The following is a 19,254-nucleotide window of genomic DNA, read 5'->3' as shown; positions in this document are numbered from 1 at the left end:
CCGCCCGCCACCCGAAGGGATCGAGATGGCCGAGGCCACGTCCGCACGTTCTGCCGCCCAGCCGCCGGGGGCCTCCGCCCCATCGCGCGGCGAGGATCCAGCGCCCGGCGCATCGGGAGCCCCCGCGACCCGGCACTCCCCCGTGAACTGGCCGGTGTTCATCGGCACCGCCGCGATCATCGTCGCGTTCGTGCTCTTCGCCGCGATCTGGCCCGGCACCGCCGAGACGGTGGTGTTCGGATCGATGGCCTGGGTCGCCACGAACTTCGGGTGGTACTACGTCCTGACCGCGACGATCGTCGTCGTGTTCGTGCTCGTCGTCGCGTTCTCCTCGGTGGGCCGGACCAAGATGGGGCCCGATCACTCGGTGCCGCGTTACAACATGTTCACGTGGGCGGCGATGCTGTTCGCCGCCGGGATCGGCGTGGACCTCATGTTCTTCGGGATCTCGGGACCCGCCACGAACGTCCTGACCCCGCCGGACGTCCCGCCGGGCTCGGACGAGGCGGCGCGGATGGCGCCCATCTGGACGATCTTCCACTACGGGATCCCCGGCTGGGCGATGTACGCCCTCATGGGCATGGCGTTCGGTCTGTTCTCCTACCGCTACCACCTGCCGCTCAGCATCCGCTCTGCTCTGGCCCCGATCTTCGGGCGCCGGGTCCACGGGGCCGTCGGCCACGTCGCCGAGATCGGCGCGACGATCGGCACCATCTTCGGGATCTCCGTGTCCCTCGGCATCGGCGTCGTGTTCCTGAACTTCGGGCTCTCGGCCCTGTTCGGGATCCCCAACTCCACCGCGGTGCAGATCGCCCTCATGGCGCTGGCCGTGTTCATCACCATCCTGTCGACCGTCTCCGGGGTCGACAAGGGCATCCGGCGGCTGTCCGAGCTGAACGTGGTGCTGGCCGTGGTGCTCATGCTGTGGGTGCTGTTCTCGGGCAACACCCACCAGCTGCTGAACGCCCTCGTGCAGAACATCGGCGACTTCTTCTCCCGCTTCCCCGGGATGATGATGAACACCTTCGCGTACACCGACGGGACGCCCGACTATCCCTCGCAGCAGTGGATGGCGGACTGGACCCTGTTCTTCTGGGCCTGGTGGATCGCGTGGGCACCGTTCGTGAGCCTGTTCCTGGCCCGCATCTCGCGCGGGCGCACCCTGCGTCAGTTCGTCGTCGGCGTGCTGCTGATCCCCTTCGCATTCATCCTGCTGTGGATCTCGATCTTCGGGAACGCGGCGATGAGCTTCTTCGGGGACGGGGACTTCCTGGACCTCGCCGTGAACCAGCCCGAGTCCGGGTTCTTCCTCCTCCTGCAGCAGTACCCCGGTGCCACGTTCACCATGGCGCTCGCCCTGCTGACGGGCCTGTTCTTCTACGTGACCTCGGCCGACTCCGGCTCCCTCGTGATGGCGAACATGACATCGCGACCCAGCACCGCCGACGCCGACGGCCCGCCGTGGCTGCGGATCGTCTGGGCGGTCATCACCGGCGCGCTGACCCTCGTGATGCTGTTCATCGACGGGGTGTACACGCTGCAGGCGGCCACCGTCATGGTGGGTCTGCCGCTGTCGATCCTCGTCTATCTCGTGATGTTCAGCCTCTACAAGGTGCTGCGTGCCGAGCGCATGAGCGTCGAGTCGCGCAGCGCCACCCTGCCGGGCCTGCTGACCAGCCACGTGGGCGACGGCGAGACGCCCGCGCCGGGCGCCTGGCGGCGCCGGCTGCATCGACGCATGTCCTTCGCATCCGCGCAGCAGGCGACGGACTTCGTCGAGTCCGTGGCGGCACCCGCCATCGAGGAGGTCGGCACCGAGCTCGCGCGGCTCGGCGCGGCGGTCGCGTGCCACCGGGGCACCCACCCCGACAGCGGCATCCCCTTCGTGGACCTCGTCGTCTCCTTCCCCGAGGGCGAGGACTTCAAGTACCAGGCCTACCCGGTCGCGTACTCGGTGCCGAGCTTCGCGGTGAACCTCTCGACGGTGCGCGACACCTACTACCGCGTCGAGGTCTTCTCGGCGCAGGGCTCCCGCGGCCGCGACATCATGGGCTCGACCCAGGATCAGGTGATCAGCGACGTCCTGGATGCCTACGACGCCCACCTGGCCTATCTCACGATGTGCGGGGAGACGGGCACCGCGGGCGGTGGCGTGACCGCCGAGGCCCCGGACACCTGGATCGACACCGACCACGTCGACGTCACCGCCTCTGCCCCTGCTTCCGGCACGACCACCCCGACCGACTCGAAGGAGCGTCATGACTGACCCGACCGCGACCCTGTTCATCGACGGGCAGTGGGTCCCGTCGTCCTCCGGGGAGACCCGCGAGATCACCTGCCCGGCCGACGGCGCCGCCGTGGGCACCGTCTCCGAGGCGACGGCCGAGGACGTCGAGCGCGCGATCCTCGCGGCGCGGCGGGCCTTCGAGGGTCGCGCCTGGGCGGATCGTCCCGCCGCCGAGCGCGGGGACTTCCTGCTGTCGGTCGCCGACGTCCTGCGGGCGCGCAAGGCCGAGTTCGCGCGCGCCGAGGCCCTGGACACCGGCAAGCGCCTGGTCGAGGCCGAGGGCGACATGGACGACATCGCCGCGTGCTTCCGCTACTTCGGCAAGATCGCCGACCAGCACCCCGGGCGTCTTGTCGATGCCGGCGATGCGAGCGTCATCTCCCGGGTGGTCCACGAGCCGGTGGGCGTGTGCGGCCTGATCACCCCGTGGAACTTCCCGCTGCTGCAGGCGGCATGGAAGGTGGCCCCTGCGCTGGCCGCCGGGGATGCCTTCGTGCTCAAGCCCGCCGAGCTCACCCCCCACACCGCGATCCTGCTGATGGAGGTCCTCGACGGCCTGGAACTGCCCGCAGGCGTGGCCAACCTCGTGCTCGGGGCGGGGGCCGTGGCCGGTGCCCCGCTGTCCAGCCACCCCGAGATCGACCTGGTCTCCTTCACCGGCGGCCTGGCCACCGGACGGCGGATCGCGGAGGCCGCCGCGCGCGACATCAAGACCGTCGCCCTCGAGCTGGGCGGCAAGAACCCCAACATCGTGTTCGCCGACGCCGACTACGAGGCCGCGCTCGACAACGCCCTGAACGCGGGGTTCCTGGACTCCGGGCTCGTGTGCTCGGCGGGCACCCGCCTCATCGTCCAGGACACGATCGCGGAGCGTTTCGTGGACGATCTCGTGGCACGCGCGGGCGACATCGTCATGGGCGGTCCCTTCGACGAGGCCGCCCAGACGGGGCCGCTCATCTCCGCCGAGCACCGCGAGAAGGTCACCGACTACGTGCGGCGCGGCATCGAGGCCGGTGCCCGGCTGCGCACGGGCGGCAACCACGGCGGGCCCGAGCACGCCGACGGGTACTTCTACGCCCCGACCGTCCTGGACCGCTGCACCGCCGAGAACCCCGCGGTGATCGAGGAGGGATTCGGCCCCGTGATCACGGTCGAGACGTTCTCCACGGAGGCCGAGGCGATCGCGATCGCCAACGACACCGAGTACGGACTCGCGGGCGCCGTCTGGACCTCGGACGCCGGGGTCGCCAACCGGGTCTCGCGCCGCCTGCGGCACGGGACGATCTGGATCAACGACTACCACCCGTATCTCCCGCAGGCCGAGTGGGGTGGGTTCGGGAAGTCCGGGATCGGCCGGGAGCTCGGCCCCTCCGGGCTCGAGGAGTACACGGTCCCCAAGCACATCTACGAGAACACCGAGCCGGCCGTGTCCGGCTGGTTCCCCCGCCCCGCGTGAGCTCGCTCCGCACCGCGCGCACCCGACCCCAGGAAGAAGGCTCCATGACCGAGCAGGATCCGATGCCCGTCCCGGCACCCCACGGCCCAGGAGCCGAGGTGTCCGAGAACCCGGTGGCCGCCTACGACTACATCGTCGTGGGCGGGGGCTCCGCCGGAGCCGTGGTCGCCGCCCGCCTCAGCGAGGACCCGGCCGTGGAGGTCGCGCTCCTGGAGGCCGGCCCCTCGGACCTCGACCACGCCGAGGTGCTCGAGCTGAGGCGCTGGCCCGAGCTGTTGGAGTCCGGGCTGGACTGGGACTACCCCATCGAGCCGCAGGAGCGGGGCAACTCCTTCATGCGCCACGCGCGTGCCAAGGTGCTGGGGGGCTGCTCGTCGCACAACTCGTGCATCGCCTTCCATCCTCCGGCGGAGGACCTCGACCTGTGGGAGCAGCTGGGCGCCGAGGGCTGGAACGCCGCGACGGTGCTCCCGCTCATCGAGCGTCTCGAGACCAACGCCTCGCGCTCGGGCGCAGGCCACGGCGTCGCCGGGCCGGTGCACCTCATGGACGTCCCGGCCGATGACCCGCTGGGGGTGGCCCTGCTGGACGCGTGCGAGCAGGCCGGGATCCCCCGCGCGACGTTCAACGACTTCGAGACGGTCGTCGAGGGCGCCAACTGGTTCCAGGTCAACCGCCGCGCCGACGGCACGCGGGCCTCGTCGTCGGTCTCCTACCTGCACCCGATCCAGGACCGCGAGAACCTCCACGTCCTCACCGACCACCGCGTGCTGCGGGTGCTGTTCGACGACGCCGACGGCGACCGTCCGCGCGCGACCGGTGTGGAGTACATCGACAACGCCTTCAGCCGCTCCTCGATCCTGCGGGCACGGCGCGAGGTGATCCTGTCGGCAGGGGCGATCGACTCCCCCAAGCTGCTCATGCTCTCCGGGATCGGCCCGGCCGACCACCTTCGCGAGCTCGGGATCGACGTGCGCGTCGACTCCCCCGGCGTCGGCTCGAACCTCCAGGACCATCCCGAGGCCGTCATCTCCTGGGAGTCCGCCCGGCCGATGGTCCGGGACACGACCCAGTGGTGGGAGATCGGGATCTTCACCGCGACCCAGGAGGGGCTGGACCTGCCCGACCTGATGATGCACTACGGGTCCGTGCCCTTCGACATGCACACCCGGCGCCAGGGCTACCCCACCTCCCCGGAGTCCTTCGCGCTGACTCCCAACGTCACCCATGCCCGCTCCCGCGGGACGGTGCGACTGCGCTCGATCGACTACCGCGACAAGCCGCGGGTGGACCCCCGGTACTTCACCGACGAGGAGGGCCATGACATGGCCGTCGCCGTCGCAGGGATCCGCAAGGCCCGGGAGATCGTGTCCCAGAGCGGCCTGGACGACTACCGGGGCCGCGAGCTGTTCCCCGGCGAGGGCGTCCGCACCGACGAGGAGATCGCCGACTACGTCGCCCGCACCCACAACACCGTGTACCACCCGGCCGGGACGGTGCGCATGGGGGCTGCGGACGACGTCGACGCACCCCTGGATCCGCAGCTGCGCGTCAAGGGCGTGCGCGGTCTGCGCGTCGTGGACGGGTCGGTGATGCCGCAGCTCGTGGCCGTGAACCCCAACATCACGACGATGCTGATCGGCGAGCGTGCGGCAGACCTCATCCGGGAGGAGCAGGCCGGCTGAGGGCGAGCGGCGAGGACACCGGACGCATCGAGTTCTCCCTCGTGCTGACACGCGGCTGACCCGCGACCGGGCGGGCGGATGCCCGCGCGCACGCGCCCCACGTCCCGCACGGCACGTCCCGCCGGTCACGCGACGCTCAGCAGTTGCACAGCTCCCCCGGATGTTCGGACCGGGGGTCGTGCCCGATGCTGGACTCCATGAGCACCCCGAGCACGCCCCCCGCGCCCGAGCCCGCCCACGACACCTCCCACCGCACGCCCCTGCATCGACGCCCCGTGACGTGGGTGATCGCCGCCGCCGTGGTGATCGTCCTGGCCGTCGGTGCCTTCTTCATCGGCTCCCGGATCTACGCCGATCAGCAGAACGCCGATGCCCCGACGGCGTTCGCGACGGCGACCGCCGCGGGTTCCGGAGCCTCCGACGGGGAGACCTCGGGAGACGTCACCGGGACGTGGACGGTCGGGACCGGCTCGCAGGCCGGGTATCGCGTCGACGAGGTCCTCAACGGCAAGGACGTCACGGTCGTCGGCCGCACCGAGAACACCAGCGGCAGCGCCACCATCGAGGGCACCTCCCTCACCGCGACCGAGGTGACGGTGGACCTGACGACGGTCGCGACGGACGCGGGCCGCCGGGACGAGTACTTCCGCACCCAGGCGATCGACACGTCCGCGCACCCCGATGCGACCTTCACCCTCACCGAGCCGGTCGATGTGGCGGCCCTCGCCGACGCCGGCAGCGCCTCCGTCACTGCGCAGGGCACCCTCGCGATCAACGGACGGACCCAGGACGTGCAGATCGCCCTGACCCTGGCCCAGGGGACCGACGGCACCCTGTCCGTCATCGGGTCCAGTGACCTCACCTGGTCCGACTACGGCGTCGAGGCCCCGAACCTGGGCTTCGTGAGCGTCCAGGATGCCGGGCAGATCGAGTTCTCGCTGGTCCTGACCCGGAGCTGACCAGGAGCTGATCGGGGCACCCGGGGGTCGTGCCGAGAGGCCGCGGGCCCGGGACTGCCGCGCCGTCGGGAGGACGGACGGCCCTCGTCCCACCAGGAGAGGACGCGGGTCCCGATGAGGGTGAGCCACCGCGAGGGCTCCCCCACCGGCACGTCGAGGTCGAACCAGACGCGGCCCGGGAGCTTCCACCCCTGGACCCAGGTGCCGTCCGGTCGGCGCAGGGACCGGACCAGCTCGATCGCCTCGGCGAGCCGGGGATCCGGCTCCGTGCCCTCCCAGAGCGCCGCGTCGCGGAAGTGGTCGAGCTGCGCGAAGGCGGTCGCGACGAACCTGTTGGGGTGGAAGGACCGGGTCACGAAGTCCCCGACGGCCTCGCCCGTCGAGGCGCGGAACATCAGGCGCCGCGACAGCAGGTACTCCTCCCCACCGTGCCGGGCGTCACGGAGCGAGGGATCGCCGGTGAGACGCTCGTGGGCCAGCAGGCCCCGCACCGCGTTGTACGTCGAGTGGAAGGAGGAGCGGACGGAGCTGCCCTCCTCGGCCTCGCAGTTCCAGCCGCCGTCGGCCAGGCGGTGCGCCGGGAACCAGGCGGTGAGCTCGGAGACGTCCGCGCCGAGCCAGGCCCCGTTGGCGAGCGTGAAGGCGTTGATGCAGACGTCCACCTCGCCGCCCCAGTAGGGAAGGTCCTCGTACTCCCACCGGGAGCTCTCCGCGAGGCGCGCGGCGGTGTCGCCGAGCACGGCGGCATCGACCCCGAGCTCCCGCAGGTCCTTGAGCGTCCAGGTCGTCGCGACCCAGGGCTGGCCGGGCTCGTCCGCCTCGGGGCTGCCGAAGAACCCGGCGGGGAAGTAGGCGCCGCCGGCCCACTGGCCGTCGGGGTCCTGGGCCGCGAGCAGCCGCGCCCCGAACCCCTCGGTCGCGACGAGGGCCCGGGTGCTCTGCCACTGCGTGGCCGGGGCCTGGAGCAGGTCCCGCTCGACCTGCCAGCGCAGGGAGGGATCGGAGTCCAGCAGCCAGTCGCGCAGGATGTCGTCCATGGCGGTCACCGTAGCGAGGTGCGCACGGCGCCACCAGCGTTTCGAGGGTGTCCCCGGGCGGCCTCCGTCAGCTCTCGGTGACGCGTCCGTCCTCGACGTGCCATCGACGGTCGATCCGCACGGAGTCGAGCATCCGACGATCGTGGGTCACGAGCAGCAACGTGCCGGGGTAGGCCTCGAGCGCCTGCTCGAGCTGTTCGATGGCGGGAAGATCCAGGTGGTTGGTGGGTTCGTCGAGCACCAGCAGGTTCACGCCGCGGGCCTGGAGCAGCGCGAGACCCGCCCGGGTGCGCTCCCCGGGGGAGAGGTCGTCGACGGCGCACCCCACGTGGTCGGCGCGCAGGCCGAACTTGGCCAGGAGCGTGCGCACCTCGGCACCGGTCAGCTCGGGGGTCCGTGCGGCGAACGCCTCTGCCAGCGACGCCGGGCCCGCGAGCTGGGAGCGGGCCTGGTCGATCTCGCCGAGGTGCACGCTCGCCCCGAGGGCGGCCGTGCCCTCGTCGGGCGCCACGGTTCCCAGGAGCGTGCGCAGCAGCGTGGTCTTGCCCGCGCCGTTGGGTCCCGTGATGCCGATCCGATCGCCCGCGTCCACCTGCAGCGAGACCGGCCCGAGGGTGAAGTCCCCCTGGCCCACGACGGCGCCGTTCAGGGTCGCGACCACGCTGCCGGAGCGCGGCGCGTCGCCGATGCTCAGCTCGAGCTGCCACTCCTTGCGGGGTTCGGCGACCTCGTCGAGCCGGGCGATCCGGCTCTGCATCTGCCGCACCTTCTGTGCCTGCTTCTCGCTCGACTCGGACTGTGCACGGCGACGGATCCTGTCGTTGTCCGGGGCCTTGCGCATGGCGTTGCGCACGCCCTGACTGGACCATTCGCGCTGGATGCGGGCCCGGGAGACGAGGTCGGCCTTCGCCGCGGCGAACTCCTCGTACTTCTGCCGTGCGTGCTGGCGCACGGTGGCGCGCTCCTCGAGGTAGGCCTCGTAGCCGCCGCCGTAGAGGCGGTGGGTGCGCTGGGCGAGGTCGAGGTCCAGGACGGCGGTGACGCACCGGGCCAGGAACTCCCGATCGTGGCTGACGAGCACCGCACCCCCGCGCAGCGAGCGGACGAAGGTCTCGAGCCGGGCCAGGCCGTCGAGGTCCAGGTCGTTGGTGGGCTCGTCCAGCAGCACGAGGTCGAACCGCGACAGCAGCAGCGCCGCGAGGCCCACCCGCGCGGCCTGCCCACCGGACAGGGACGTCACGGCCACCTCGGTGAAACCCGCCCCGTGCCAGAGGAGCCCGAGGTCCGCGAGCACCGCCGGGATGCGATCCTCGAGATCGGCCGCCCCGCTGGCCAGCCAGCGGTCCAGCGCCACGGAGTACGCCTCCGCGGCCTCCGTGCCGGCCTCCGGGTCCGCGAGGGCCGCGGCGGCGGCGTCCATCGTGGCCGTCGCCTCCGTGCATCCTGTGCGCCGGGCGATGTAGGCGGCCACGGACTCCCCCGCGAGGCGCTCGTGCTCCTGGGGCAGATGCCCGACGAACGCATCTGCGGGGGATCGCACGACGGTCCCGGCCATCGGGGCATCGTCCCCGGCGAGCAGCCGCAGCAGGGTGGACTTGCCGGCGCCGTTGGCACCGACCACGCCGATCACGTCTCCGGGGGCCACGGTGAGGTCGACCCCCTCGAAGAGCACGCGATGGCCGTGCCCGCCGGTGAGTCCGTGGGCGACGAGGGTGGCGGTCATCGGGCCATTGTCCCCCGCGCGCAGCCCGACGACGCGCCGTAGCCTGGGGCGATGACGACGTACCGGATCGACGGCGCCCGCGTGGACTCGATCGCCGCGCTGTACGAGCAGCTCGATGCCGTGCTGAACGCGGATGCCGACTGGACGCTGGGACCGAGCCTCGACGGCCTGGACGACGTGCTGTACGGGATCGACGGCACGCCAGAGGAGCCGACGCTGGTGGTGTGGACGGACCATGCCCACAGCCGTGCGGCGCTCGGTCGCGACGCGACCGTCCGGTGGCTGCGGTCCAAGCTGGACCCCGATGGGCCGTTCGACCGCTCACGCTTCGCGCGGGAGCTCGACGAGGTCGAGCGTGGCGGCGGGGTGCTCTACGTCGATCGCGTGCTGGAGGTGTTCGCGGACCACCCGGGGATCCGGGTCGACCTGGCCTGAGAGGGCGCGGTCGCCCGCACGGGGGAAGCCTCCCGGATGTGGGCGGCTACCCCCCATGCCGACGGCCCTCGCGACGAGTACCGTCGGAGGCATGAACGCCTTCTTCGACCTCATCCGCGGCATCGGCTTCCGACGGGGCCCGCGACGACTGCTCGGCGGCATCGGCGGCGGCATCGCGGCACGGACCGGCCTGAACGTGTGGCTCGTGCGCGCGCTGCTCGTGGCCTCGTTCCTGCTGCCCGTGCTCGGTGTCGGCGCCTACGTCCTGGCGTGGGCTCTGCTGCCCTGGCAGGACACGAGCATCCCGCTGCAGCGTGCCCTCGACGGTCTGGCGCGGGGAGCGCGTCGGTCCTGAGGATGAGGGCACGTCCTGAGCGCGCTGCGGCTGTCGGCGGGACGACACATGCGTGCCGGGTCCGACGTGTCCTCGGGCGTCCGCACGCGGACGTGGGTGGGGCCCGAGCCCGCCGACCGGCGAGATCGGGCCCCGTCATCGGAGATCAGGACGCGATGTCCAGCACGATCCGCCCGTCGATCTTGCCGGCCTCCATCCGCTCGAACACGTCGTTGACCTGCTCGAGCTCGGTGGTGGCGACGGTCGGGTGGATCGTGCCGGCGCGGTAGAACTCGATCGCCTCGGCGAGGTCCTGGCGGGTGCCCACGATCGAGCCGCGCACCGTCAGGCCGCGCAGCACGATGTCGAAGATGTTCGCGGGGAAGTCGCCGCGCGGCAGACCGTTGAACACGATCGTGGCACCGCGGCGGGCCATCCCCAGCGCCTGGCCGAACGCCGCGGGGTGCACCGCCGTGACGAGGACGCCGTGGGCGCCGCCGATCTCGCGCTGCACGAACTCCCCCGGGTCCTCCTCGAGGGCGTTTGCCGGTCAGCTCGGCTCCGTGGTGGCGGGCGAGGGCCAGCTTCGCATCGTCGACGTCGACGGCCACGACCCGGAGGCCGGAGGCGACGGCGAACTGCACCGCGAGGTGCCCGAGCCCGCCGATCCCGGAGATCGCGATCCACTCCCCCGGGCGCGCCTCGGTCATCTTGATGCCCTTGTGCACGGTGACCCCCGCGCACAGCACGGGCGCGATCTCCACGAGGTCCATGCCGTCGGGGATCCGCGCGGCGAACTTCTCGTCCACCAGCATGTACTCGGCGAAGCTGCCGTCGACGGAGTAGCCGCCGTTCTCCTGCTGCTCGCAGAGGGTCTCCCAGCCGGTGCGGCAGTGCTCGCAGGTGCCGCAGGCGGACCACAGCCAGGCGTTGCCCACGGTGTCTCCCACCGCGAGCTGCGTGACCTCGTCGCCGACCGCGACGACCGTCCCGACGCCCTCGTGGCCCGGGATCAGATCGTCTTTGGGCGCCACCGGCCAGTCGCGCTTGACGGCGTGCAGGTCGGTGTGGCACACCCCGGTCTTCGTGACCTTCACGAGCGCCTGGAAGGGTCCCGGCACGGGCACCGGCACCTCCTTGACGGTGAGGGTCTCGCTGTCCGGGCTGGTGATTGCGGCGCGCATGGTCTCGGGGATGGTCGTCGTCGACATGTCTCTCCTCGTCATGGGGACACCGCGCGGCCTCGTTGCCGTGCGGTGTGGCGAGGGGAACAGCGCAGTCCGTCAGGCGACTGGGGGGGCGGAGTCGCCGACCGCCGCGACACGGGCTGGTCGGCGACGGGACCTCAGTCCGCGGCCGCCGCGCGGAGGACGAGGTCGAGGATCTCCCGCTCCGCCTCGGCCCGTGTGCTCGGCTCGTTGTGCACCTCGTGGCGCACCCCCGGGAAGACGCGGGTCCGGACGTCGTCGTGCCCGGTCCCTCGGAGGCGGTTGGCGACGTGGAAGGCGCCCTCGCCGAAGTTGCCCACCGGATCCTGTTCCCCGGCGAGGATCAGGACGGGCAGCTCGGCCGGCAGGGCGGCGTAGAAGCTCACACGCCCGGCGCGGTCGTAGACGTCCACGAAGCCCTGGAGGAATCGCGCGCTCATCGGGGCGCCGAAGTTGTTGAACGGATCCCGCCCGTGATCGGCCACGACATCGGCGTCGAGCGCGACCCAGGCGGTCGGACCCGCATCCGGGCCGCAGCGGTCGAGGAAGCCGTCGAAGAGCTGGCCGACGAAGCGCTCGGGCACGGGATCGGCCCTCTCGTCCCCGGTCGCCAGCTCCGCGAGGGCTGGCCGGTCGATGCTGTGCTCGATGCCGCGCATCTGGGCGGCGATCCCACCCAGGATCAGTCCTGACAGATGCGCCGCGGGATCCGCCGCCATGACGCGGGCGATCATCGACCCCCAGCTGTGGCCGAACAGGACGTACGGGACACCGGGCAGCACCCGGCGGGTGAGGGCCTGCAGGGTCAGCTCGTCGGCGACGACCACGTCCCCGGCAAGGTCACCGGCATCGGCCCAGATGCCCGACTGCATCGCGGTCCGACCGTGACCGGCGTGGTCGTCGGCCACCACGGCGATGCCCGCGTCCACGAGCGTGCTGGTCAGATGCAGGTACCGGCGGGAGTGCTCTCCCAGACCGTGGATCACCTGGACCACGGCCCGGGGCGCGACCGTGGGCGTGGTCAGCCACCCCTGGATCACGTCGCGGCCGTTCGCGGACGGGAACTCGAACTCGTGCAGCGCCATTGCTGTCTCCTCGGGGATCGGCGCCGCTCGTCGGCGCCCGGCCATCGTCCCACAGTGGGCAGACGTGGGCACACCCGCGCCGCCTAGGCCTGAGAAACGCTTGACAGGCCGGAGCGCTCCCCGCAAGATGGCTCACCACGAGTTGATTGACTATATGAATCTACTCGGGTTCGAGCCTTCGACCCCCCTACGACGACGTGGGAGACGACATGCACATCCCCCCTGCGAACTCCGAAGGCTCTCCCCTCGGGCACGGCACCGCCGGCATGCAGCACGGCGGACGGAGCACCCGCCCCGTGCGCCATCGCGCCGCGATGTCGTCGGTGCCGCTGACCGCCCTGTCCCCCATCCACCTCCGGAGGAAGCACATGATCACCCGTCGCACCGTCCTGCAGGTCCTCGGCACGGGAGCAGGTGCCGCCGTCGGCGGCGGCTCCCTCGCCACGTCCGCCACGGCTGCGCCCCCACAGGGCAAGCCCGGCCAGGAGAAGGGCTGGACGCTGACATCCACCGACCCCTTCGGCGAGGACTACTACCCGACGTTCACCGGCAACGGGTACTTCGCCGCCCGGGTGCCCGCGGCCGGCCAGGGGTTCCGTTCCACCTCGGTGCCGACGTCGTTCCAGATCAGCGGCTTCTTCACCGGCCACGCCGTCACAGACATCGCCGATGACGACGACGGCACGGTCTCCAAGCAGTGGCGGGTCTCGGGTCCCGGATGGACGGGACTGACGGTCGCGGACGACTCCGGCAGCTTCGACCAGGCGTTCCTCGCCTCCAGCGTGGTCGGCACCCCCAGCCAGCTCGAGGACGCCGAGCTGCGCGGCCCGGGCGTCTCGCGCGAGCACGCCGGGTACCTCGGCACCGGGTACACCGACGGATGGGGCAACGCCGGGGCGCGCGCCGACCTCACGGTCACGGGCGCCACGGCCGGCCAGCAGTACGACGTGGTGGTGCGCTACGCCGCCGGCTGGCCGGGCAGCGATGTCGTCGGCACACGGGCTCTGACCGTCACCGCCGGCGGCGAGAGCGCCGCGCTCTCGCTCCCCGACACCGACGGCTGGGACCAGTGGGCCGAGGCCCGCGTGCAGATCACGGCCGATGCGGACCGGATCGCCCTGGCGCTGTCGGCCGTCGAGGGCACCGACAGCCGGGTCAACGTCGACCAGATCGCCGTGGTCCCCGTCGGCGCCGTCGTGCCCGGGCCCGGGCCCAGCACCCGCGGCCAGGCCCTCCAGCGCTACCGCCAGAGCATCGACCTGCGCACCGGCGCGATCACCACCAGCGCGGTCTGGACGTCCCCGGCAGGACGCGTCAGCGAAGTCGAGTACACCGTGCTCACCGACCGCTCCGACGACCAGCGTGCCGTGGTGCGTCTGGCCGTCACGCCCCGCTGGTCCGGGACCCTCATCGTCACCGACGTGCTGGACGCCCGCCCCACGGAGCAGGTCGAGACCTTCACCCCGCATCGGGACGCCCGTGCCCGCCGCATCGGCCTGACCACCACGCTGCGCCACACCGGCCTGAGCGCGACGTACGCCTCGACCCTCACCGGTGACGGCACGATCGCCGAGACGCCCTCGGCGCAGCTGTCCGAGGGATCGGTCGGGCAGACGCTGACGGCCTCGGTGCGCCGCGGCAGGACCTACGAGTTCGTCAAGCACGTGGCCCTGAAGACGTCCGCCGACAAGACCCCGGGCTTCGACAGCGCCGCCGCGGTGTCCCAGCGAGCGGCACGCGCCGGCTACCCCGCCGTGAGAGCCGCCAGCGACAAGGCCTGGGCGGCTATCTGGACGGGCGACATCCAGGTGCGCGGCAACGACGTGCTGCAGGCGCAGATCCGCGCCTCGCGGTTCTACCTCATGGCCAGCGTCGGTACCCGCCCGTGGTCGCCGTCCCCGACGGGGCTGTCCTCGAACAACTACGGCGGGCACGCGTTCTGGGACACGGAGACCTGGATGTGGCCCTCGATCGTGGCCCAGGACCCGGAGTTCGCCGCGGCCGTGCTGCAGTACCGGGCCGACCGCATCGAGGACGCCGCGTGGAACGCCGCCAACACGCTCGAGCGCAAGCACTCCGAGCGCGGCAACGAGAACCCGGCGCTGAACAACTACGAGCGCGTGAACTACGAGGGGCTGCGCTTCCCGTGGGAGGGCGCCCTCAGCGGGCGCGAGGCCACCGAGTCCTACTTCTTCGGGGGCCACGAGGTGCACATCACCGCGGACGTGGCCCTGGCGTTCTGGCAGTACTACCTGGTCACCGGCGACAAGAAATGGCTGGCCAGGACCGCCTGGCCCATCATCAGCGGCACCGCGGACTTCTGGGTCTCCCGCTCGCGCCTCGGGGACGACGGCGCCTACCACCTGCTGGACGTGACGCCCCCGGACGAGTGGGCCTCCAACGGCAACATCGGCCGCGACGACAATCCGTACACGAACATCGCGGCGTCCACGAACCTGAGGAACGCGATCGAGGCCGCCGGGATCCTCGGCGAGCCGGTCAAGGACGCCTGGGCCGAGCGGTTGGGGAAGTACGTGGTGCTCATGGACGAGGAGCACGGTGTGACCCGCGAGTACGCGGACTACGACGGTCGGACCATCAAGCAGGCCGACGTCGTCATGCTGACCTACCCGTGGGAGCACGAGCAGAGCGATGAGCTCACCGGGCGCGACCTCGACTACTACGCCGCCAAGGTCGACGAGGACGGCAGTCCCTCGATGACCGACGCGATGCACGCGATCGTGGCGGCCGAGCTGGGCCGGGCGGACGACGCCTACCGGTTCACCGAGCGCAGCGTCAACGGGTTCATGCGCGGGGACTTCCACCAGTTCACCGAGGAGCGGGGCGGCGGCCACGCCTTCACCTTCGTCACCGGCGCCGGCGGGTTCCTGCAGGAGTTCCTCTACGGCTACAGCGGGATGCGCTGGCGCACGGAGGGGATCGCCCTGGACCCGATCCTGCCCAGCGCGCTGAAGGAGATCACGCTGACGGGGCTGAAGTACCGCGGGACGACGTTCGACGTGGTGATCGGGGCACGGCGCACGACGGTGACGGTGACGGCCGGTGGGCCGTTGACGGTGGTCGGGCGCGGGAGGGCGACGGGGCGGAAGGCGTTGGTGATCCCGACGCGGGTGGCTGTCAAGTAGGCCGCGGGGTTGCGTGCGCGGAGGACGGGGATCGCATCGTGCTCCGCGGCCTCCGCGCACGCGTGCCGTCAGGGCCGGTGCCTACCGGTAGTCGAACTCCGTGCGGCCCTGTGCCGACTCCCGGATGGTCACGGGCACCGGCGTCGGCAGTTCGAAGCGGTACCAGCCATACGCCTCCTGCATCTGCCGCAACGCCTCGGCCCTGGCCGCCGGATCCTCGATGCGGAGGTTCGGGAACAGGTCGGTCATCACCACCCGGGAGGTGAGCACCTGGCTGCGCAGGGACCGGGGCAGGTCGGAGACGTCGACCCAGCCGTCGACCTGCAGCCGGGGACCGCTCCCCGGGGTCGGGCTCGGGGACTGCGCCACAGCGCGAGCACGCACGGAGTCGCCGGACTGGTCGGTGGAGAGCCGCGCCCGCCATGAGGTGCTGAGATCGACGGCGACCACGGACGCTGCGGTTCCGCGCACCATCGGGTCGGTGCGGGAGAGATGCACGCGTCGGGACCATCGCCAGATCCCGAGCAGGACGAACAGGATGATGGCGGCGACGAAGAGGATGCCGGGGAATCTCATCGTGGGGTCCTTCGGGACAGGGGCAGGAGGGGTCGAGCCCGCCCTCGGAGCAGACGGGCTCGAGGACGACGCTAGCCGCTCCGATACCTTCATCGAAGACCCACACATGAAAACAATGCCTGGCATACGTGCATCCATGCCACCCGACGCCCCATAGGAGCATCCCTGGCCTCCGCACCGCCTCGAGCGCCGTCCGTGGCACGAGCAGATGCGCGGCGGGACCCGCGAGGATCGGATGCTCTCGGACGTCGAGGCCGCCGTCCCCCTCTCCTCGCCGATCTCGACCACGTCCCTCGACATGCACGACGGTCCGCCGAGACGGCGCTGCTCGCCGTGGCACGGGCCGACGCGCACGCCGCAGGACGCACGCCCGCCCTCAGCCGGTTCCTCGTCCGCTCCGAATCCGTCGCATCGTCCGAGATCGAGCGGATCGCCGCGTCGGTCACGGACTACGCCCGCGCGGTCGCCGGCAGTCGATCGAACGACTCCGCGACGAGCATGGTCGCCGCCGTCGCAGCGCTGGACGACCACGTCACCGCCGTGGGCGAGAAGGGGACGATCGCGGTCGACCTGCTCCTCGACGCCCACCGGGCACTGATGGCGGAGGACCGCCACGAGGCGCGCTACGCGGGACGGCTCCGGGACATGCAGACCTGGATCGGCGGGAGCGACCTCTCACCGCGGTCGGCGCTGTACGTCCCACCGCCCCCTGAGCGCGTGCCGAGTCTGATGGACGATCTGATCGCGTACCTGAAGTCGCGACGATGTTCCGATCATGGTGCAGGTCGCGATCGGCCACGCCCAGTTCGAGTCCATCCATGCGTTCACCGACGGCAACGGCCGGATCGGGCGGGCGCTGGTCTCCGCGACGCTCCGACGCCGGGGCGTCGTCCGCAACGGGGTGCTGCCGATCGCGTCCGGGCTCCTGGCGCGTCGCGAGGACTACTTCGCAGCTCTGGGGGCCTACCGGCTCGGGGATCCCGCGCCGATCATCGACCTCTTCAGCGCATCGGCGCTCGCCGCCGCCACGTGCTCGCAGGAGACGATCTCGCGCCTTGCCGCGATCCCCGACGCGTGGATCGCCGAGCTGCGGCCCCGTCGCGGGAGCGCCGTCGACGCCCTGATCCGCGCCTTCTGCGAGGACCCCGTCATGAATCAGAACGATGCCGAGAAGCGCGCCGGGGCCGGGGAGGTCCAGACCTACCGGGCCATCGCCCGGCTCGAGGAGGCGGGGTTCGTGACCGAGGTGACCGGTCGGAAGCGCGATCGGGTGTGGGCGGCGTCGGATGTGATGGCGGAGCTGGAGGATCTGGATCGGCGGATCCAGGAGGCGATGGGGCGGTAGGTGGTCGGGCGGCGAGCCGCCTCGGGCCCATCCAATCCGCACTGACGCCCCGAGGATCGACGAGCGCTTTGTGCATCGACATCCGGTCCCGCTCGCACTCCGGAACCCCGGTCCGGGGAAGTGTGCCGCCCAAGGCGCGCCGTCAGACGTTGAAGCGGAACTCCACCACATTCCGTAGCCGAATAACCTCTGGACCCAGCGATCTGCTCGGAGTTCAGGGCTCTTCAGAGATGAGTGTGGGCGCGCCGGCGGTGCGGGGTAGCTGGAGGTAGGCGTCGAGGTCCCCGATGATGAGCGGACTCTTACCTCTGCTCGCACCAAGGACCTCGACAATGCTGAACTCTACGTGCGCCTGCCCGGTCGCGCTCGATCGCTGCGACCGATGCGACCTCCTCCTCGGCCTCCCTGGACTGCACCTGATCTCTGTGGACCGCGCCCGGACCGGGTTCCTTCTCGAGGTCGAGTCCTGCGATCCGGTCGCGGGCTGCCCGGGATGCGGTGTGATCGCCGCTGGTCACGGCCGGATCGTGACCTCGATGATCGACGCTCCGTGGGCGGACCGGCCCGTGCGGATCCGGTGGCGCAAGCGCCGCTGGATCTGCCGCGAGGAGGCCTGCCCGGTGGTGACATTCGTCGAACAGGATCCCGCGGTCTGCCCTCCGCGGGGCCTGCTGACCATGCGCGCGCTCCGGTGGGCGATCGGCCAGCTCCGCCGCGAGGGCGCCACGATCCAGGGGCTCGCCCGCCAGCTCGGCACGACCTGGAACACGCTCTGGTCCCAGGTCCAACCCGTCCTGGCCCGGGCCGCAGAGGATCCGACCCGATTCGAGGGCGTGCAGGTCCTGGGCGTGGACGAGCATGTGTGGCATCACCGTGATCCGCGCCTTCGGGGTCCGAAGGAGCTCACCGGGATGGTGGACCTGACCCGCAGCTCCCACCCCGTTGCCCGGCTGCTCGACCTCGTCCCCGGCCGATCCGGCAAGTCTTACCGAGACTGGCTGGACGAGCGGGGCGAGAAGTTCCGCAAACGGGTCGAGATCGCGACGCTGGACCCGTTCCAGGGATACAAGAACGCGATCGATGACCAGCTCGAGGACGCGACCTGTGTGCTCGACGCATTCCACGTCGTCAAACTTGCCGGCGCTGCGGTCGATGACGTCCGCCGCAGAGTCCAGCAGGAGACCCTCGGCCATCGAGGGCGCACGGGCGATCCTCTCTACGGGATCCGGCACGTCCTCCGCGCCGGCCGAGAACGCATCACCGGACGGCAGCTGGCCCGGTTGGATGCAGCGTTCGCCGCGCATCCCGAGCACGTCGCCGTCGAGGTCGCCTATCACTGCACCCAGCAGGTTCGAGAGGTGTTCCACCAGCCCACGAGCGCCGCGGGTCGCCGCCTGGCCGAGAAGCTGATCACGTCTCTGCCGTCCTGCCCGATCCCCGAGATCGCGAGGCTGGGGAAGACCCTGCGCCGCTGGAAGACCGCGTTCCTGGCCTACTTCGACACCAACGGCGCGAGCAACGGCGGCACCGAAGCCATCAACGGGATCATCGAACTCGGCCGCCGCATCGCCCGCGGGTTCCGCAACTTCGAGCACTACCGCCTCCGCATGCTCCTCATCACCGGAGGCCTCGATGCCTCACCCCACACTCAGCACTGAAGAGCCGCTTAAGACGGTCGAGTTGCGGGCAGTATTTCAGCCCCGGAGTAGGTCCTGACGTCCCTGCGTGTCGCGCTCCCGTGCATCACTGGATCTTCCCGCATACTGCCGCTACTTTGCGGGGCTCGGGCGTACTGCGGCTCGTGAGCCCGTAACCGACGTAACCGATGTATATGCACGTGGGATCGACCTCGGGGCCAGCGAGACCGTCGCTGCGCGGTCAGATTCAGCTCATCGGTGGGGACACAGCCATAGCCGACCTTCAGCGGGGCCATGCTCCACAGCGTGCCGAATAGGGCTCCGTCACCGGACAGTTCACC

The 19,254-nt window shown here is 71.2% G+C and carries 12 protein-coding genes and 2 pseudogenes; 9 read left to right on the top strand and 5 right to left on the bottom strand.

Annotation, left to right across the window (positions count from 1 at the left end; all coding sequences use genetic code 11):
* The first annotated feature begins 25 nt into the window (after window positions 1–25).
* From betT to ACT3TZ_RS14215, 4 genes are all read left to right on the top strand, one after another.
* Window positions 26–2,266: a choline BCCT transporter BetT gene (betT, locus tag ACT3TZ_RS14230; RefSeq protein ID WP_444584090.1), complete on the top strand. Its 2,241-nt coding sequence runs from the start codon at window positions 26–28 to the stop codon at window positions 2,264–2,266.
* Window positions 2,259–3,743 carry an aldehyde dehydrogenase family protein gene (locus ACT3TZ_RS14225; RefSeq protein WP_444584089.1) on the top strand — a complete coding sequence of 495 codons (1,485 nt, stop codon included), beginning with the start codon at window positions 2,259–2,261 and terminating at the stop codon, window positions 3,741–3,743. The genes betT and ACT3TZ_RS14225 overlap by 8 nt, the downstream gene beginning before the upstream one ends.
* A gap of 62 nt (window positions 3,744–3,805) precedes the next feature.
* Window positions 3,806–5,428, top strand: coding sequence for a GMC family oxidoreductase (locus ACT3TZ_RS14220; RefSeq protein WP_444584098.1), 1,623 nt, complete (start codon window positions 3,806–3,808; stop codon window positions 5,426–5,428).
* Between the two features lie 197 nt (window positions 5,429–5,625).
* The gene (locus ACT3TZ_RS14215) at window positions 5,626–6,387 is read left to right on the top strand and encodes a YceI family protein (RefSeq protein ID WP_444584088.1); all 762 of its coding nucleotides are present in this window, start codon (window positions 5,626–5,628) and stop codon (window positions 6,385–6,387) included.
* 77 nt (window positions 6,388–6,464) lie between these two features.
* Here the strand turns inward: ACT3TZ_RS14215 and ACT3TZ_RS14210 are convergent.
* Together ACT3TZ_RS14210 and ACT3TZ_RS14205 are read right to left on the bottom strand one after the other, a co-directional pair.
* Window positions 6,465–7,424: pseudogene (locus ACT3TZ_RS14210) on the bottom strand (squalene cyclase); the annotation flags it as partial.
* Window positions 7,425–7,491: 67 nt separating this feature from the next.
* Complete coding sequence (locus ACT3TZ_RS14205; RefSeq protein WP_444584087.1) at window positions 7,492–9,147, bottom strand: ABC-F family ATP-binding cassette domain-containing protein; 1,656 nt, start codon at window positions 9,145–9,147, stop codon at window positions 7,492–7,494.
* Between the two features lie 51 nt (window positions 9,148–9,198).
* Here ACT3TZ_RS14205 and ACT3TZ_RS14200 point away from each other — a divergent pair, with 51 nt between their 5' ends.
* Window positions 9,199–9,582 carry a barstar family protein gene (locus tag ACT3TZ_RS14200; protein ID WP_444584086.1) on the top strand — a complete coding sequence of 128 codons (384 nt, stop codon included), beginning with the start codon at window positions 9,199–9,201 and terminating at the stop codon, window positions 9,580–9,582.
* Window positions 9,583–9,673: 91 nt separating this feature from the next.
* Complete coding sequence (locus ACT3TZ_RS14195) at window positions 9,674–9,937, top strand: PspC domain-containing protein (RefSeq protein ID WP_444584085.1); 264 nt, start codon at window positions 9,674–9,676, stop codon at window positions 9,935–9,937.
* A 145-nt stretch (window positions 9,938–10,082) separates the two neighbouring features.
* On the opposite strand, the pseudogene adhP reads toward ACT3TZ_RS14195, so the two are convergent.
* A pseudogene (gene adhP / locus ACT3TZ_RS14190) lies at window positions 10,083–11,100 on the bottom strand (alcohol dehydrogenase AdhP).
* A 161-nt stretch (window positions 11,101–11,261) separates the two neighbouring features.
* Window positions 11,262–12,209, bottom strand: coding sequence for an alpha/beta fold hydrolase (locus ACT3TZ_RS14185; protein ID WP_444584084.1), 948 nt, complete (start codon window positions 12,207–12,209; stop codon window positions 11,262–11,264).
* Window positions 12,210–12,418: 209 nt separating this feature from the next.
* Here ACT3TZ_RS14185 and ACT3TZ_RS14180 point away from each other — a divergent pair, with 209 nt between their 5' ends.
* A complete protein-coding gene (locus tag ACT3TZ_RS14180) occupies window positions 12,419–15,355 on the top strand; it encodes a glycosyl hydrolase family 65 protein (protein WP_444584083.1) in 2,937 nt (978 codons plus the stop codon).
* Window positions 15,356–15,436: 81 nt separating this feature from the next.
* On the opposite strand, the gene ACT3TZ_RS14175 is transcribed toward ACT3TZ_RS14180, so the two are convergent.
* Window positions 15,437–15,931, bottom strand: coding sequence for a hypothetical protein (locus tag ACT3TZ_RS14175; RefSeq protein WP_444584082.1), 495 nt, complete (start codon window positions 15,929–15,931; stop codon window positions 15,437–15,439).
* 772 nt (window positions 15,932–16,703) lie between these two features.
* On the opposite strand from ACT3TZ_RS14175, the gene ACT3TZ_RS14170 reads away from it, so the two are divergent.
* A complete protein-coding gene (locus ACT3TZ_RS14170) occupies window positions 16,704–17,276 on the top strand; it encodes a Fic family protein (RefSeq protein WP_444584097.1) in 573 nt (190 codons plus the stop codon).
* A 332-nt stretch (window positions 17,277–17,608) separates the two neighbouring features.
* Window positions 17,609–18,934, top strand: a complete 1,326-nt coding sequence (locus ACT3TZ_RS14165; protein WP_444584081.1) for an ISL3 family transposase — start codon at window positions 17,609–17,611, stop codon at window positions 18,932–18,934.
* The last annotated feature ends 320 nt before the right edge of the window (window positions 18,935–19,254 follow it).

The organism is Brachybacterium sp. AOP25-B2-12, assembly GCF_052378625.1.
GTDB lineage: Bacteria > Actinomycetota > Actinomycetes > Actinomycetales > Dermabacteraceae > Brachybacterium.
Note: the sequence above shows the minus strand (reverse complement) of the source record. Positions and strands in the feature narration are given on the sequence as shown.